Source organism: Streptomyces mobaraensis NBRC 13819 = DSM 40847 (genome assembly GCF_017916255.1).
GTDB classification, from domain to species: Bacteria; Actinomycetota; Actinomycetes; order Streptomycetales; family Streptomycetaceae; genus Streptomyces; species Streptomyces mobaraensis.
Window position 1 is genome coordinate 2,975,359 of sequence record NZ_CP072827.1, and the last position, 16,736, is coordinate 2,992,094.

Here is a 16,736-nt window from a genome sequence, read left to right on the forward strand (position 1 = left end):
CGTGGGGGCCCTGGGCCCCGGCGTGCGGCGGGCCCCGCCCGAGGGGCGTCGTGACGCCACGGCGGCCGGGGCGCGCGTCCGGAAGCCGTCGTGGTGGGAGCGGTCGTTCGCCGGCCGTCGCCCCGATTCCCCCGGTCGCTCCATCGCCCGGGGCCCTTGTCAGACTCCGCGCCCTTGTCAGACCTCGCGCACGCCCCGGCGCCAGACCGCGGAGACCAGCGGGACGCCCGGCCGGTAGGCGAGGTGGACGTGGCTCGGCGCGTCCAGCAGGAGGAGGTCGGCGCGGGCGCCGGGGGTGACGCGTCCGACGTCGGTGCGGCGCAGGGCCGCGGCGCCGCCCGCGGTGGCGGCCCAGACGGCCTCGTCGGGGGTCATCCCCATGTCGCGCACGGCCAGGGCGACGCAGAACGGCACCGAACTGGTGAAGGACGAGCCGGGGTTGCAGTCCGTGGAGAGCGCGACGGTGACGCCCGCGTCGAGGAGTCGGCGCGCGTCGGGCCAGGGGGCGCGCGTGGAGAACTCCGCGCCGGGCAGCAGGGTGGCGACCGTGTCGCCGGAGGCCAGGGCGTCGACGTCCGCGTCGGTGAGGTGGGTGCAGTGGTCGGCGGAGGCGGCGCCGAGTTCGACGGCGAGCCGGACTCCGGGGCCGTGGCCCAGCTGGTTGGCGTGGACGCGGGCGTGCAGCCCCTTGGCGATCCCGGCCTCGAGGACCGTACGGGCCTGGTCGCCGTCGAACGCGCCGCGCTCGCAGAAGACGTCGACCCAACGGGCGTGCGGAGCGCAGGCGTCGAGCATCTCGCCGGTGACGAGCGCGACGTAGCCGTCGGGGTCGTCGGCGAACTCGGGGGCGACGACGTGGGCGCCGAGGTAGGTGACCTCGTCGGTGTGGGCGGCGGCGATCCGCAGGGCGCGGGCCTCGTCGTGGACGCTGAGGCCGTAGCCGGACTTGGTCTCCAGGGTGGTGGTGCCCTGGCGGAGGGCCTCGTCGAGGTGGCGCCGGAGGTTGGCCTCCAGCTCGGCGTCGGTCGCGGCGCGGGTGGCGGCGACGGTGGTGCGGATGCCGCCGGCGCTGTAGCTCCGGCCGGACATCCGGGCGTTGAACTCCTCGGTCCGGTCGCCGGCGAAGACCAGGTGGGAGTGGGAGTCCACGAAGCCCGGGAGGGCCGCCCGGCCCTCGGCGTCGACGGCGTTGTCAGTGGCGGGTGCTTTGCTTGTCGGACCGACCCAGGCGATGCGGTCGCCGTCGATGACGACCGCCGCGTCCTGGATCACGCCGAGGGGGCCGGTGCCGGGGAGGGAGGGATCGTTGGTGACGAGGCTGCCGATGTTGGTGATCGCCGTGGTGTTGGGGGCCATGGGGGTGATGACGTCCTTCGGGTTCGTGCGCTTCGGGTTCGGCCGCTTCTTGTCAGGGGTTCGGGCGGGGTGCGTGTCGGGGATGCGGCCGGGCTTCCGGTCGGGGATCCCGGCGGACGTTCGGACGGGGGTGCCGTCTCGTGGCCCGGCGGGGGCCGCGCCCGGCTTCTCGCCCGGTTCCTCTTCCCGGCGCTCCGGGGACGGACACTCGCGAGCCGGGACCAGCCGCTCCGCCGCCGAACCTACCCGCCCTGGCGGACCGGGCGGCCCCGGCGGTCCCGTCGGACCGGGCGGGCCTGGCAGAACCCCCGGACCGGACGGGTCCGGGATGCCGAGCGGGCCGGGCGAGCCGGGCGGAGCTGTCGGAGCGCACGCGCCGGGCTGGTCCCCGGATCCGAACGGTCCCGGGACGCCGACCGGACCGAACGAGCCGGGCCGCTCCGCCGGACCGAACGGACCCGGCGAGCCCGTCGCGCCGAACAGGTTCACTGGGCCCGCCCGTTTCAGGAGCGCAGGGCCGCGATGGAGTCGGCCAGCGCGCCCGCCACATCCTCCACGAGTTGGTGGACACCGTCCCGTACGACGTGCCGTCCGCCGACGACGGTGTGCCGTACGTCCGCGTTGGTCGCCGCGAATACGGCCGTCTCGGCGCCCAGCCGTGGGTGTGGGCCCGCCGTGCGGACGGAGTCCAGCGCGACGGTCGTGAGGTCGGCGAGGGCGCCGGGCTCGATGCGGCCGGCGTCGGACCAGCCGAGGGCGGCGTGCCCGTCGGCGGTGGCCGCGCGCAGCAGGGCGGCGGCCGTCCAGTGGCCCCGGGTGCGGGTGCGCAGGCGCTCGTCGAGCTCCATCGCGCGGGCCTCTTCGAGCAGGTCGATGACGGCGTGGCTGTCGCTGCCCAGGGACAGCGGGGAGCCGGCCCGCTGGAGGGCCGCGGCCGGGCCGATGCCGTCGGCGAGGTCGCGTTCGGTGGTGGGGCACATGCAGGTGCCGGTGGAGGAGCCGCCGAGCAGGGCGATGTCCTCGTCGGTGAGGTGGGTGGCGTGCACGGCGGTGGTGCGCGGCCCGAGGACGCCGTGGTCGGCGAGGAGCCGGGTCGGGGTGACGCCGTGGGCGGCGCGGCAGGCGTCGTTCTCGGCGGTCTGCTCGGAGAGGTGGACGTGCAGCGGGGCATCCCGGTCGGCGGCCCAGGCGGCGACGGTCGCCAGCTGGGCGGCGGGCACCGCGCGCACGGAGTGCACGGCCGCGCCGATCCTGGCGTGCCCGCACCCCTTGAGGGCGTCGGCGCGTTCGGCCCACGCGTCGGCCGAGCCGTCGGAGAAGCGGAGTTGGTGCCGGTTGGGCGGTTCGCCGAAGCCGGCGGAGAGGTAGGCGGTGTCGAGGAGGGTGATGCGGATGCCGGCTTCGGCGGCGGCGGCGAGCAGCGCCTCGCCCATGGCGTTGGGGTCGTCGTAGGGGGTGCCGCCGGGCGCGTGGTGGAGGTAGTGGAACTCGCCGACGCAGGTGACGCCGGCGAGGGCCATCTCGGCGTAGGTGGCGCGGGCGAGTGCGAAGTAGCGATCGGGGGTGAGCTTGTCGGCGACGCCGTACATGGTGTCGCGCCAGGTCCAGAAGGTGCCGGAGCCGATCTGGACGGCGCCGCGCAGGGCCCGGTGGAAGGCGTGGCTGTGGGCGTTGGCCAGGCCCGGGAGGGTGAGCCCGCGTAGGGTCACCGCCCCGGGCGGGGGTGCCGTCACCTCGGTGCGCACGGCCGCGATCCGGCCGTCGGCCGGGTCGGCGTCGATGGCCACGCCGGGCTCGACGTGGCTGCCGAGCCAGGCGTGTTCCGCCCAGTAGGTGGTGGTCACCGGCACGCGAGGCCCTCCAGTACGTCGGTGAGTGCGGTCACCCCGGCCAGGCAGTCGTCCTCGGTGGCCGTCTCGGCCGGCGAGTGCGAGACGCCGGTGGGGTTGCGTACGAACAGCATGGCGGTGGGGACGGCGGCGGAGAGGATCCCGGCGTCGTGTCCGGCGCCCGTGGGGAGCACGGGGACGCCGCCGAGCAGTCCGGCGAGCTCGTCGCGGAGGCCGTGGGCGAACTCGACGACCGGGGTGAACGACTCGCGGGTGACGCGGACGTCCACCCCGTCGCGCAGGCCGCGTTCGACGGCGGCCTGCTCGATGGCGGCGACGACCTCGGCCAGGGTGGCCTCGTCGGCGGCGCGGGAGTCGAGCCAGCCGCGGACGAGCGACGCGATGGCGTTGACGCCGTTGGGCTCGACGGCGACCTTGCCGAAGGTGGCGAGGGCGCCGGCGAGGCGCGCCTTCTTCCGGGCGGCCAGAACGGTGTTGGCGTAGGTGAGCATCGGGTCCTTGCGGTCCTCGATGCGCGTGGTGCCCGCGTGGTTGGCCTCGCCGTGGAAGTCGAACCGCCAGCGGCCGTGCGGCCAGATCGCGGAGGCGACGCCGACGGGGTGCGGCGTCTCGGCGAGCGCGCGGCCCTGCTCGACGTGCAGCTCGACGAACGCGCCGATGCGGGCGAGACGTTCGGGGTCGGGGCCGATGGCCTCCGGGTCGTACCCGGCCCGTTCCATCGCCTGCGGCAGGGTGACGCCGTCGGCGCCGCGCAGCGCGTGCGCGGCCTCGGGGGTCAGCGTGCCGGCGGCGAGCCGGGAGCCGACGCAGGCGACGCCGAACCGCGCGCCCTCCTCGTCGCCGAAGTTGACGACGGCGAGGGGGCGGGTGGGCGCGGCGCCGCGCGCGCGGAGCCCGTCGAGCGCGGCGAAGGACGAGACGACGCCGAGCGGGCCGTCGAAGGCGCCGCCGTCGGGGACGGAGTCGAGGTGGGAGCCGGTGACGACGGCGTCGCCGGCGGTGGGGTCGCCGAGCCAGGCCCACTGGTTGCCGTTGCGGTCCACCTCGTAGGTGAGGCCGCGGGTCTCCGCTTGGGCCTTGAACCACGCGCGGCAGTCGGTGTCGGCGCCGGTCCAGGCGTGGCGGCGGTAGCCGCCGCTTTCGGAGTTCCGGCCGATGGGCGCGAGGTCGCGCCACATCTCGTGGAAGCCCGCGCCTGCGGCGGGCTGCTCCACGGAACCGCGCTCCGCGCGGTCGTCCTCGAACTCCGGACGGGCTGTGCGGCTCACGCGTCACCCTCGCGCATCGGGACGCGGACGCCCCGGTCCTCGGCCACCGACTCCGCGATGTCGTACCCGGCGTCGACGTGCCGGATGACGCCCATCCCCGGGTCGTTCGTGAGGACCCGGCGGATCTTCTCACCCGCCAGCGGCGTGCCGTCGGCGACCGTCACCTGGCCGGCGTGGATGGAGCGGCCCATGCCGACGCCGCCGCCGTGGTGGAGGGAGACCCAGGAGGCGCCGGAGGCGACGTTGACCATGGCGTTCAGCAGCGGCCAGTCGGCGATCGCGTCGGAGCCGTCGAGCATGGCCTCCGTCTCGCGGTAGGGCGAGGCGACCGAGCCGCAGTCGAGGTGGTCGCGGCCGATGACGACGGGGGCGGACAGTTCGCCGCTCGCCACCATGTCGTTGAACCGCTCGCCGGCCCGGTCGCGCTCGCCGTACCCGAGCCAGCAGATGCGGGCGGGCAGCCCCTGGTAGTGGACGCGCTCCCCGGCCATCTTGATCCAGCGGGCCAGGGACTCGTTCTCGGGGAAGAGGTCGAGGATCGCCTTGTCGGTCCGGGCGATGTCGGCGGGGTCGCCGGAGAGGGCCGCCCAGCGGAAGGGTCCCTTGCCCTCGCAGAACAGCGGCCGGATGTAGGCGGGGACGAAGCCGGGGAAGGCGAACGCCCGGTCGTACCCGGCGAGCTGGGCCTCGCCGCGGATGGAGTTGCCGTAGTCGAAGACCTCCGCGCCGGCGTCCTGGAAGCCGACCATGGCCTCGACGTGCTTCGCCATGGACTCCCGGGCGCGGGTGGTGAAGCCGGCCGGGTCCTTGGCGGCGGCGTCGGCCATGTCCTCGAAGGCGATGCCGGTCGGCAGGTAGGCCAGCGGGTCGTGGGCGGAGGTCTGGTCGGTGACGATGTCGATGGGGGCGCCCATTGAGAGGAGCTGCGGGACGAGCTCGGCCGCGTTGCCCAGGACGCCGATGGACAGCGGGCGGCGGGCGTCGCGGGCCTCGACGGCCAGCCGGAGCGCGTGGTCGACGGAGTCGGCCTTCACGTCGAGGTAGCGGTGCTCGATGCGGCGGTCGATGGCGCGCGGGTCGCAGTCGATACAGATCGCGACGCCGTCGTTCATGGTGACGGCGAGCGGCTGGGCGCCGCCCATGCCGCCGAGGCCGGCGGTGAGGGTGATCGTTCCGGCGAGGGTGCCGCCGAACTTCTTCGCGGCGACGGCGGCGAAGGTCTCGTACGTGCCCTGGAGGATGCCCTGGGTGCCGATGTAGATCCACGAACCGGCGGTCATCTGGCCGTACATGGTGAGGCCGAGCGCCTCCAGACGGCGGAACTCCTCCCAGTTCGCCCAGTCGCCGACCAGGTTGGAGTTGGCGATCAGGACGCGCGGCGCCCACTCGTGCGTCTGCATCACGCCGACCGGGCGGCCCGACTGGACGAGCATGGTCTCGTCCTGCTTCAGCGTCCGCAGCGTGCGGACCATGGCATCGAAGGAGCGCCAGTCGCGGGCGGCCTTGCCGGTGCCGCCGTAGACGACGAGCTTGTCGGGGTGCTCGGCGACCTCGGGGTCGAGGTTGTTCTGGAGCATGCGCAGGGCGGCCTCCTGCTGCCAGCCCAGGGCGCTGAGCTCGGTGCCTCGCGGCGCTCGCACGGGTCGCGGTCCTGACATGGGCCCTGCCTCCCTGACTCCCGGCCGCGGCGGACGCCGGCCGTGGGTGAGAAGAACGTGTGGAGAACGTGCTGAATAGAACTTCTGCACATACTGGGCCGGTGAATACGTCTAGTCAACAGGTGGTGTGACCCCCTTCGCGCCGTGGCGCCGCACCGGGTCCGGTGGTGAAGTAGGAACGTGGGCCTGAAGGGGAACGGCCGGCCGGAGCCCGGCCCGGCGGAGCGGCGGGACGCCGCCGTCCGGGCGGCGGTGGCGCGGGGGCTGGTGGACGAGGGGCACCCGGTGGCCGGGCTGCTGGACGTGGCCGGTCTGCGGGCGTCGGCGGCGGCCCTGCGCGCGGCGTTCGAGGACGTCCGGACCGGCGGCGGGCAGGGCGTGCTGCACGCCTTCGCGGTCAAGGCCGCCTCCCTGGTGCCGGTGCTGCGACTGCTCGCCGACGAGGGACTGGGCTGCGAGGTGGCCAGCCCCGGCGAGCTGGCCCTGGCCCGCGCCGCCGGCCTGCCGCCCGGCCGGATCGTCCTCGACTCCCCCGCCAAGACCCCCGCCGAGCTCCGCGAGGCGCTGGCGCTCGGCGTCGCCGTCAACGTCGACAGCCGGGCCGAACTCGACCGTCTCGACGCCCTGGTCGCGGCCGGCGGGCCGCCCGCCGCGCCGCTGGGCGTCCGGGTCAATCCGCAGGTCGGCGGCGGCAGCATCGGCGCGATGAGCACCGCCACGGAGAGCTCGAAGTTCGGTGTGGCGCTGCGCGACCCGGGCGCCCGCGCCTGGCTGCTGCGGGCGTACGCGGACCGCCCCTGGCTGACCCGGCTGCACGGCCACGTCGGCTCGCAGGGCTGCCCGCCGGAGCTGCTCGCGGAGGGCGCGCGGATCGTCTACGAGCTGGCCGAGGAGATCAACGGGCTCGCCGGGCGGCAGCAGGTGGACACCCTGGACATCGGCGGCGGCCTCCCCGTCAACTTCGCCTCCGACGAGGAGGCCCCGAGCCACCGGGACTACGCCCGGCTGCTCGCCGCGACCGTGCCGGGGCTCTTCGACGGGCGGTACGGGCTGGTCACCGAGTTCGGCCGGTCGCTGACGGCCAAGCACGGGCTGGTGCTGGCCCGGGTGGAGTACGCCAAGTCCGCCGGGGGCCGGCGGATCGCCGTGACGCACGCGGGCGCCCAGGTCGCCACCCGCACGGTGTTCGCGCCGGACGCCTGGCCGCTGCGGGTGGCCGCGTACGACGCCCGGGGGCTGCCGAAGACCGGCGCGCCGGTGGCCCAGGACGTCGCCGGGCCCTGCTGCTTCGCCGGCGACCTGGTGGCCGTGGACCGGGCACTGCCGCCGCTGGAGGCCGGCGACCACGTCGCCCTCCTCGACACCGGCGCGTACTACTTCTCCACGCCCTTCGGCTACAACGCGCTGCCGCGGCCGGGGGTGTACGGGTGGGTGGGTACGGCGGACGAGGTGCGGTTCGCGCCCGTCCGCGCGGCGCAGACCCTCGACGAACTGGTCGCCGAGAGCGGGGGCGCGCACGCGGGGTCGCTCAGCGGGCTGCGCTGACCGCCGCGCGGCCCGCCGGACGCCGGTCACGGCGGGGGCCGCCGCCGGGGGCGGCGTCGCCCGCGGCGAGACCGGTGGTCAGGTAGCCGCGGACGTGCTTGCCGGCCGGACCGCCCTTCGCCCACTCCGTCCGCACCCACAGCAGCGTCCCCGCCCGGCGCTCCAGCCCGCCCAGCCACTGGGCCTTCGCCCACAGGCCCGCGCCCAGGCCCGCCAGGGCCAGGCCGGCGGTGCCGGGGGCGGCGAGGGAGGACGCGACGGCGGCCGGGAACGCGAGCGCGAGCCACCAGCGGCGGTCTCGCCTCCAGGCGCGGGCGGTGACGGCGCGGTCCTGGAGGAACACCGACTTGCCCGCCCGCGAGGCGGCGCGCGCCAGGTGGGCGTAGCGCTTGCGGCGGGCCGTGAACGCGGCGGTGGCGGTCACCAGGAACAGGGCCGCTCCGGCGAGCAGGCCGACGCGGCGGCCGGTGAGACCGGGGAGGGCGGTACCGATGCCGGCCGCCAGGAGGCCGAGCCACCACAGGGGGGCGGCGGGTGCCCGCACGATCACGGCTACGCGCGCCAGTGCGCAGTGTCCACGTCCCATCGGAAACCTCCTCACATCGGCTGAATTCCGCGGGCAGGGTAGCGGGCGAATCTGAGGAGAAGCTGAGGATGGCGGCGGCGGGGGCGCCTGCGGCGGGCTGTGCCCCGGGCCCCACCCCTTCGCCGATTCCTGGGGGCTGCGCCCCCAGACCCCCCTTTCGCGGCTTCGCCGCTCGTCCTCAAACGCCGGACGGGCTATATCCAGCCCGTCCGGCGTTTGAGGACTGGGGGTACCCCCTCTGGGGGAGCCCGCAGGGCGCTTCGGGGGCGCGGGGGCGCAACCCCCGCAAGAAACGGTGAAAGGGCGGGGCCAGGGCACCCCACATGACCGAACGATGACAGCAACGTCATACCCCGGTATCACCCATCACTGAGCGCCCACGTATGACGTGTACGCGTCCCGACGCCCGCTACCGTCAAAGCAGCGCACAGGGGCGGACCGACGAGCGGAGGAAACCGGAATGCCGGTGGACAAGCGGGGATTGAGGCGGCGGGCAGTGGTCGCCGCGGTGGCGCTGGCGCTGACGGGGCTGATGAGTCTGCTGGGGTCGGCGACGGAGGCCAGCGCGCACGCCTATCAGAAGGCGGCGAGCGCGCCGGCGCGCTGACGTCGCGTCACTCCGTGAAGAGCCCCCGCGCCGCCGCCTTCGCGTCGAACTCCTCCAGGCGCGCCTGCGCGTCGGGCAGCGCGTCGCACATCGCCTCCAGCAGCACCCGCCCCAGCAGCATCGGCGCGCAGGCGGTGTCGAAGACCAGGCCGGTGCCCACGGCCGCGGGGAGCAGGAGGTCGCTGTGGCGGGCCACGGGGGCGAAGGTGGAGTCGGCGACGGTGACGACGGTGAGGCCCGCCCCCCGCGCGTACTCCAGCGCCTCGACGACCTCGCGCGGGTGGCGGGGCAGCGCGAAGCACAGCAGGACGCTCGCCCCGGCCCGTACCGCCGCGTCGAGGCGGTCGACGAGCAGGCTGCCGCCCTCGTCGAGCAGCCGGACGTCGGGGTGCACCTTGCGGGCGAAATAGGTGAAACCGGCTGCCTGGGCGCCGGCGGCCCGCAGGCCGAGCACCGGCAGCGGCCGGGACGCGGCCAGCAGCCGCCCGGCGCGGGCGACGGGCTCGGGGTCGGCGAGCAGCGACGCGAGGTGCCGCAGGTTGTCGATCTCGGCGTGGACCGCCTGCTGGTACGCGTTCTCGGTGGCCGGCGCCGTCTCCGGCGCCGCCGGGACCGACTCGCGCAGGTGCCGTCGGAGCGCCGGGTACCCGTCGAAGCCGAGGGCCACGGCGAAGCGGGTCACGGACGGCTGGCTCACCCCGGCGAGTTCGGCCAGTTCCACGCTGGAGAGGAAGGGCGCGTCGGCGGCGCGGCGCACCATGCAGTGGGCGATGCGGCGCTGGGTGGGCGTCAGCCGGTGCCCCTCGAAGAGCTTCTGCAGCCGTGCGGTGGCCTCCGGTGCCGCGCCGGTCTCCGTCATCCGCTCTTCCTCTCCCCTTCACCCCGGACCATTCATTCGGCCCGGTCTCTGCATGGAATTATGCAGCCAGGGGGCGGCCCGCGCCCCTACATCCCCTCCAGCAGCTTCTTCTGCGGCTTGCCCATCGCGTTGCGCGGCAACGCCTCCAGGAACCGGACCCGGCGCGGCCGCTTGTGCACGGACAACTGTCCTGCCACGAAGTCGATCAGCGCCTGCTCCGTCACACCGTCCGCCACCACGTACGCGACGATCTCCTGGCCGAGGTCGTCGTGCGGCAGCCCGACGACGGCCGCCTCCGCCACGGCCGGGTGGTCGAGCAGCGCGTTCTCCACCTCCCCGGCGCCGATGCGGTACCCGCCCGACTTGATCAGGTCCGTGGAGGCGCGGCCGACGATGCGGTGGCTGCCGTCGGGGTCCAGCGCGGCGATGTCACCGGTGCGGAACCAGCCGTCGGCGGTGTGCGCGCGGGCGGTCTCCTCGGGGCGCCCGAGGTATCCGGAGAAGAGAGTGGGACCGGACACCTCCAGTTCGCCGATGCCGCCGCCGTCCTCGACCGCCGCGAGCCGGGTGCGCGTCCCCGGCAGCGGCACCCCGACGCGTCCGGGCACCCGTTCCCCGTCCGCCCGCGCGGCGACGGTGATCAGCGTCTCCGTCATGCCGTACCGCTCGACGGGCCGCTGCCCGGTCAGCGCCTCCAGCTCCCGGAAGACCGGCACGGGCAGCGCGGCGCTGCCGGAGACCAGCAGCCGCGCCCCGGCCAGCCGCCGCGCGGCGCCGGGGTCGCGGACGACGCGGGACCACACCGTCGGCACGCCGAAGTACAGGCTGCCGCCCGCCGACGCGTACGCCTCGGGGGTCGGCCGCCCGGTGTGGACCAGCCGGCAGCCGGTGCGCAGCGCGCCCAGCACGCCGAGGACCAGTCCGTGCACATGGAACAGCGGCAGCCCGTGCACCAGGGTGTCCTCCGCCGTCCACTGCCAGACGTCGGCGAGCCCGTCGAGGCAGGCCGCGATCGCGTCGTGCGGTATCAGGACGCCCTTGGGGGCGCCGGTGGTGCCGGAGGTGTAGAGGATCAGCGCCGGACGGTCGGGGTCCGCCGTCCGCTCCGGGTGGTCGGCCCGCTCCCGGAGGTCCACGGGGACGGACGCGACGCCGGCGTCCCCGTCCTCCCCGGCCTCGCCGGCCTGCCCGCTCTCCCCGCCGAGGACGAGTTCCGCGCCGGAGTCGCGCAGGATGTGCCGCCGCTCGACGGGCCCGGCGTCCGGCGGCAGCGGCACCACGGGCACCCCGGCGAGCAGTCCGCCGACGACGGCGGCGGCCGTCTCGGCCGTCGCCGTCGCGCGGACGGCGACGCACTCCGCGCCGGAGATCCGGTGCGCCACGGCCCCCGCGGCGCCGAGCAGGTCCTCGCGGGACAGGGTCCGACCGGCGAAGGACAGGGCGTCCGGCCGGTCGGCGGCGGCGCCGTCGGTGAGGGACGACAGGAGGGCGGCTGTCACGGGCTGCTCCTTCCACGGAGCCGTCCCGGGGGCGGCCCCACTGCGGATACTGGTGCTGCCCCCACCGACGGGGGCCACGGGCCGACCGTACCGTTGTCGCCATGACCGGCCACGATCCCGACCTGAAGCCCGAGCTCAAGAAGGACCTCGACGCGTCCCTCCAGGCCCGCAAGGAGCTGGGCGCCGACTACGAGGCGGAGCTCGTCGACTCCTTCCTGGAGAAGGTGGAGGACAAGCTCGACGACGCGGTGGCGCGGCGGCTGCGCCGCCAGGCCGCCGAGCAGCAGATGACGGCCGCGCGCGGCGGGAAACCCGGCGGCGGCGGCGAGTTCGGCAGCTTCGGCGAGCGGTTCGGCTTCGCGACGGTGACGCTGGTGCTGGCGATCCCGCTGTCCGCGATCGGCGTGGGCAGCGCCGGACTGGCCGGTCTGCTGGTGACCTGGGCCGGGATCGTGGGGGTCAACGCGGTGCACGTGATGCAGGCGTTCCCGTGGCAGCGGAACAAGGACCGCGACGGCTCGGGGTGGGACTGACGGACCGGCCGCCGAGGGCGTCCACCGGGGCGCGGGTGACGCGGGGGACGGACGGGGTGGACGAGGCGGGGGAACGGGCTGCGCGGACGACGCGGGGACGGGGACGCGGCCTACGGGTGACCCCAGGAGAGGGACCGCGCGGGGGCCCAGCGGAGGAACCCAGGGGAAGGACCGCGCGGGGAACCCAGCGGAAGGACCGCGCAGGTGCCCCACGGGAAGGACTGCGCGGGGGGCCGCCGCACCCCGGGCCGAGCCCGGGGCCGGGACGGCGGCGGTCCCCCGCGGGGACGCGGCCCGGGCCGTAGGCGCCGGCCACCGCGTCCGGACGGCCGTGGAGTCCGGGAGCCGCTCCGGAAGATCCCGCCGTCGCACCGTTGTGCCGCCCGGGACGGTTCCGCCCCCGCGGCACGCCTCCAGTCTGGCGGGGCCGTGTTAAGTCCGTGCTGCCGTCGCGTGACACATACGTTCCTTTTACGGGACGGGAGCGGGCGTTGACGCCTCTCGAACGACCCCGAACGGCCCCGGAGGGCACGGGCAACCTTGGACGGCCGCGGACGACCCTGGGCGGCCACAGGCAGTCCGGACGGCCACGGACGGCGGACCCCCCTGACCGCTGACCGCCGGGAACGGCCCCGGACCGCCCCCGGCAGCCCTGGGCGCCCACGGCGCCGCCCGCACGGCCCGCCCACGGCGGAGCCCGCCGGTCCGGCTCCCACCGGCCCGACGGGCTCCGACAGTCGTCAGCCGACCCGGGCGACCCGGGCGGCCCGGGCTACTTGCCCCCGTTGCCCTCCGCCAGGAAGGCCAGCAGGTCCTGACGGCTCACCACACCGGTCGGCTTGCCGTCGACCAGCACGATCGCCGCGTCCGCCGCGCCCAGGACGGCCATCAGGTCGCCGACCGGCTCGCCGGAGCCGACCTGCGGCAGCGGCGCGCTCATGTGCTTCTCCAGCGGGTCGGAGAGCGAGGCGCGCCGGGTGAACAGGGCGTCCAGCAGCTCCCGTTCCACGACCGAGCCGATGACCTCGGCGGCCATCACGTCCGGGTGGCCGGCGCCCGGCTTGACGATCGGCATCTGCGAGACGCCGTACTCGCGCAGCACCTCGATCGCCTCGCCGACCGTCTCCTCGGGGTGCATGTGCACCAGCGAGGGCAGGCCGCCGTCCTTGCGCCGCAGCACGTGGCCGACGCGGGCGGCGTCGCCCGGCTCCTCCAGGAAGCCGTAGTCCGCCATCCACTCGTCGTTGAAGATCTTGCTGAGGTAGCCGCGGCCGCTGTCCGGGAGCAGGACGACCACCACGTCGTCCTCGGTCAGCCGCTCGGCCAGGCGCAGCGCGCTGACGACCGCCATGCCGCAGGACCCGCCGACCAGCAGGCCCTCCTCGCGGGCGAGGCGGCGGGTCATCTGGAAGGCGTCCTTGTCGGAGACGGCGATGATCTCGTCGGTCACCGTGCCGTCATAGGCGGTCGGCCAGAAGTCCTCGCCGACGCCCTCGATCAGGTACGGGCGGCCGGAGCCGCCGCTGTAGACCGAGCCCTCGGGGTCCGAGCCGACGACCTTGACCTTGCCGCCGCTGACCTCCTTCAGGTACCGGCCGGTGCCGCTGATCGTGCCGCCGGTGCCGACGCCCGCGACGAAGTGCGTGATCTTGCCCTCGGTCTGCTCCCACACCTCCGGGCCGGTGGAGTGGTAGTGCGACAGCGGGTTGTTCTGGTTGCTGTACTGGTCCGGCTTCCAGGCGTTGGGGATCTCACGGACCAGCCGGTCGGACACGTTGTAGTACGAGTCCGGGTGCTCCGGGTCGACGGCGGTGGGGCAGACGACGACCTCGGCACCGTACGCGCGCAGTACGTTGATCTTGTCCTGGGACACCTTGTCCGGGCAGACGAAGACGCACTTGTAGCCCTTCTGCTGGGCCACCATCGCGAGGCCCACGCCCGTGTTGCCCGACGTCGGCTCGACGATGGTGCCGCCCGGCTTCAGGTCCCCGGACTTCTCGGCGGCCTCGATCATCCGCACGGCGATGCGGTCCTTGACCGAACCGCCGGGGTTGAAGTACTCGACCTTGGCCAGCACGGTCGCCTTGATGCCCTCGGTCACGCTGTTGAGCTTCACGAGCGGGGTGTTCCCGATGAGCTCGATCATCGAATCGTGATACTGCACGGTGGTCTCCGCGGTCGGGGGCACTAGCGGTTCGTCGCGTGCCCGTACAACCAGCCTATTCGGACGATTCGAGGGCCGAGTGCACCAGTGACGCGTTGCACTGGGCCGCGCTCGGGGCACGTAGCCATCAACACGGTCGAGCAAGGGTGCACAGCGCTCGTGGAGCGGGAGGAGACCCGCCTTATGTCCATGTCGAGGGCGAGGGCCGCGCGCCGGATCGCGGCGGCGGCGGCATACGGGGGCGGCGGCATCGGGCTGCTGGGCGGTGCGGCGCTGGGGGTGCTGCTGACCGAGGTGGCGCTGGCCCGCCGGGTCGTCGGCGGCAACCACGACACCCCGCCGCAGGCGGACGGCCGCTACGGGTCGGCGTTCGTCCACCGGGCCGGGAACGAACCGCTGGTCCTCGGCATGCTGGGCGACTCCACGGCCGCCGGCAAGGGCGTCCACCGGCCCCGGCAGACGCCCGGCGCCCTGCTGGCCACCGGGCTGGCGGCGGTCGCCGAGCGGCCGGTGGAGCTGCGGAACGTGGCGCTCTCCGGCGCCCAGTCCTACGACCTGGAGCGGCAGGTCACCCTGCTGCTGTCCGGCCACGACCGGGCACCCGACGTCTGCGTGATCATGATCGGCGCCAACGACGTCACCCACCGGGTGCCGGCCGCCCGCTCGGTCCGGCTGCTGTCGGAGGCCGTGCGCCGGCTCCGCGAGGCGGGCTGCGAGGTGGTGGTCGGCACCTGCCCCGACCTCGGCACCATCGAGCCGGTCTACCAGCCGCTGCGCTGGCTGGCCCGGCGGCTGAGCCGCCAGCTCGCGGCGGCGCAGACGATAGGCGTGCTGGAGGCGGGCGGGCGCTCGGTCTCGCTGGGCGACCTGCTCGGCCCGGAGTTCGAGTCCAACCCCCGCGAGCTGTTCGGCCCCGACAACTACCACCCCTCGGCGGAGGGGTACGCGACCGCCGCCATGGCCGTCCTCCCCACGCTCTGCGCGGCGCTCGGCCTCTGGCCGGAGGACGAGGAGCGGCCGGACGCCGCCCGCCGCGAGGGCATCCTGCCGGTGGCCCGGGCCGCGGCCCAGGCGGCGGCCGAGGGCGGCACCGAGGTCACGGCCGCCCGCGGCCGCTGGGCGCTCCTGAAGCACCGCCGGCGTCGTCAGCTTCCCCCGGCCGAGGGGCCGGAGGGGCCGGGGGACGGGCCGGAGCGGCATCATGTGTGGCACCGGGTGGGTCGGTAGGGGGTGTGCCCCGGCCCCGCCCTTTCACCGTTTCCTGCGGGGGCTCCGCCCCCGCACCCCCGAAACCGCGCTCCGCGCGGTTGTCCTCAAACGCCGGACGGGCTATATCAGCCCGTCCGGCGTTTGAGGACGAGCGGCGAAGCCGCGACAAGCGGGGTCTGGGGCGGCAGCCCCAGCACACCCCGGCGCGGAGCGACAATGGACCGACACCCCGCCGTCACCCGGCCCGACGGCCATGAGTCCCGCATCACAGCCGCCGCCTCGTGACCTTGACCTTACGTGCGGGTAACTTCACCGGAGTCCTGCCTGCCGTCGCGTCGACTGGAGCCGTGATGCCCGAAGCCGTGATCGTCTCAGCCGCCCGTTCCCCCATCGGCCGGGCCTTCAAGGGCTCGCTGAAGGAGCTGCGGCCGGACGACCTGACCGCCACGATCATCCAGGCCGCCCTCGACAAGGTCTCCGGCCTGGACCCGCGCGAGATCGACGACCTGATGCTCGGCTGCGGCCTGCCCGGTGGCGAGCAGGGTCACAACCTCGCCCGGATCGTCGCCGTGCAGATGGGCATGGACCACCTGCCCGCCACCACGATCACCCGCTACTGCGCCTCGTCCCTCCAGACGTCGCGGATGGCCTTCCACGCCATCAAGGCGGGCGAGGGCGACGTCTTCCTCTCGGCGGGCGTCGAGATGGTGTCCCGGTCCGTCAACGGCACGTCCGACGGCATGCCCGGCACCCACAACCCGCTGTTCGCCGACGCCGAGGCGCGTACCGCGGCCCGCGCCGAGCAGGGCGGCGAGGGCTGGCACGACCCGCGCGAGGACGGCCTCGTCCCCGACGCCTACATCGCGATGGGGCAGACGGCCGAGAACCTCGCCCGTCTCAAGGGCATCAGCCGCGAGGAGATGGACGAGTTCGGCGTCCGCTCGCAGAACCTCGCCGAGCAGGCCCTCGCCAACGGCTTCTGGGAGCGCGAGATCACCCCGGTGACCACCCCGGACGGGACGGTCGTCGCGAAGGACGACGGTCCGCGCGCGGGCGTCACCATGGAGGGCGTGAGCGGCCTCAAGCCGTCCTTCCGCCCGGACGGCCTGGTCACGGCCGGCAACTGCTGTCCGCTGAACGACGGCGCCGCCGCCCTGGTGATCATGTCCGACACCAAGGCGCGCGAGCTGGGCCTCACCCCGCTCGCCCGGATCGTCTCCACCGGCGTCTCCGCGCTCTCCCCCGAGATCATGGGCTACGGCCCGGTCGAGGCGAGCCGCCAGGCCCTGAAGCGGGCCGGCATGACCATCGACGACATCGATCTGGTCGAGATCAACGAGGCGTTCGCCGCGCAGGTCATCCCGTCCTACCGCGACCTGGGCATCGACATCGACAAGCTCAACGTCAACGGCGGCGCCATCGCCGTCGGCCACCCCTTCGGCATGACCGGCGCCCGCATCACCGGCACGCTCATCAACTCGCTCCAGTTCCACGACAAGCAGTTCGCGCTGGAGACGATGTGTGTCGGTGGGGGTCAGGGCATGGCGATGGTCATCGAGCGGCTGAGCTGATCACTCCGTCCGCCTCCCGTTCGTGACCCAA

The 16,736-nt window shown here is 74.8% G+C and carries 13 protein-coding genes; 5 read left to right on the forward strand and 8 right to left on the reverse strand.

The window, feature by feature from the left end:
* Window positions 1-177: 177 nt before the first annotated feature.
* The 4 genes from hutI to hutU form a co-directional block, all read right to left on the reverse strand.
* Window positions 178-1,356 (reverse strand): imidazolonepropionase, encoded by a 1,179-nt coding sequence (gene hutI, locus J7W19_RS12475; protein ID WP_004952319.1) that lies wholly within the window; start codon window positions 1,354-1,356, stop codon window positions 178-180.
* A gap of 503 nt (window positions 1,357-1,859) precedes the next feature.
* Complete coding sequence (locus J7W19_RS12480) at window positions 1,860-3,206, reverse strand: formimidoylglutamate deiminase (protein ID WP_004952321.1); 1,347 nt, start codon at window positions 3,204-3,206, stop codon at window positions 1,860-1,862.
* Entirely contained in the window at window positions 3,197-4,384 is a 1,188-nt protein-coding gene (locus J7W19_RS12485; RefSeq protein WP_078588224.1) for an allantoate amidohydrolase, read from the reverse strand. Before J7W19_RS12485 ends, J7W19_RS12480 begins: the two co-directional genes overlap by 10 nt.
* Before the next feature lie 86 nt (window positions 4,385-4,470).
* Window positions 4,471-6,132, reverse strand: coding sequence for a urocanate hydratase (gene hutU / locus J7W19_RS12490; RefSeq protein WP_004952328.1), 1,662 nt, complete (start codon window positions 6,130-6,132; stop codon window positions 4,471-4,473).
* A 180-nt stretch (window positions 6,133-6,312) separates the two neighbouring features.
* Here hutU and J7W19_RS12495 point away from each other — a divergent pair, with 180 nt between their 5' ends.
* Window positions 6,313-7,677, forward strand: coding sequence for a type III PLP-dependent enzyme domain-containing protein (locus tag J7W19_RS12495; protein ID WP_233478100.1), 1,365 nt, complete (start codon window positions 6,313-6,315; stop codon window positions 7,675-7,677).
* Here J7W19_RS12495 and J7W19_RS12500 read toward each other — a convergent pair.
* Complete coding sequence (locus J7W19_RS12500; RefSeq protein ID WP_004951231.1) at window positions 7,661-8,263, reverse strand: hypothetical protein; 603 nt, start codon at window positions 8,261-8,263, stop codon at window positions 7,661-7,663. The genes J7W19_RS12495 and J7W19_RS12500 overlap by 17 nt on opposite strands.
* A gap of 460 nt (window positions 8,264-8,723) precedes the next feature.
* On the opposite strand from J7W19_RS12500, the gene J7W19_RS12505 reads away from it, so the two are divergent.
* Window positions 8,724-8,870, forward strand: coding sequence for a hypothetical protein (locus J7W19_RS12505; protein WP_158688821.1), 147 nt, complete (start codon window positions 8,724-8,726; stop codon window positions 8,868-8,870).
* 7 nt (window positions 8,871-8,877) lie between these two features.
* Here the strand turns inward: J7W19_RS12505 and J7W19_RS12510 are convergent, their stop codons facing one another.
* Together J7W19_RS12510 and J7W19_RS12515 are read right to left on the reverse strand one after the other, a co-directional pair.
* Window positions 8,878-9,729, reverse strand: a complete 852-nt coding sequence (locus tag J7W19_RS12510) for a MurR/RpiR family transcriptional regulator (protein WP_004951229.1) — start codon at window positions 9,727-9,729, stop codon at window positions 8,878-8,880.
* A gap of 86 nt (window positions 9,730-9,815) precedes the next feature.
* Window positions 9,816-11,228 carry an acyl-CoA synthetase gene (locus J7W19_RS12515; protein ID WP_004951223.1) on the reverse strand — a complete coding sequence of 471 codons (1,413 nt, stop codon included), beginning with the start codon at window positions 11,226-11,228 and terminating at the stop codon, window positions 9,816-9,818.
* A gap of 101 nt (window positions 11,229-11,329) precedes the next feature.
* Here J7W19_RS12515 and J7W19_RS12520 point away from each other — a divergent pair, with 101 nt between their 5' ends.
* Entirely contained in the window at window positions 11,330-11,761 is a 432-nt protein-coding gene (locus J7W19_RS12520; RefSeq protein WP_004951220.1) for a hypothetical protein, read from the forward strand.
* Between the two features lie 772 nt (window positions 11,762-12,533).
* Here J7W19_RS12520 and J7W19_RS12525 read toward each other — a convergent pair.
* Entirely contained in the window at window positions 12,534-13,925 is a 1,392-nt protein-coding gene (locus J7W19_RS12525) for a cystathionine beta-synthase (RefSeq protein WP_004951218.1), read from the reverse strand.
* Window positions 13,926-14,108: 183 nt separating this feature from the next.
* Here J7W19_RS12525 and J7W19_RS12530 point away from each other — a divergent pair, with 183 nt between their 5' ends.
* Both J7W19_RS12530 and J7W19_RS12535 read left to right on the forward strand, forming a co-directional pair.
* A complete protein-coding gene (locus J7W19_RS12530; RefSeq protein ID WP_004951217.1) occupies window positions 14,109-15,152 on the forward strand; it encodes an SGNH/GDSL hydrolase family protein in 1,044 nt (347 codons plus the stop codon).
* Between the two features lie 332 nt (window positions 15,153-15,484).
* A complete protein-coding gene (locus tag J7W19_RS12535) occupies window positions 15,485-16,705 on the forward strand; it encodes an acetyl-CoA C-acetyltransferase (RefSeq protein WP_004951213.1) in 1,221 nt (406 codons plus the stop codon).
* Window positions 16,706-16,736 lie beyond the last annotated feature (31 nt).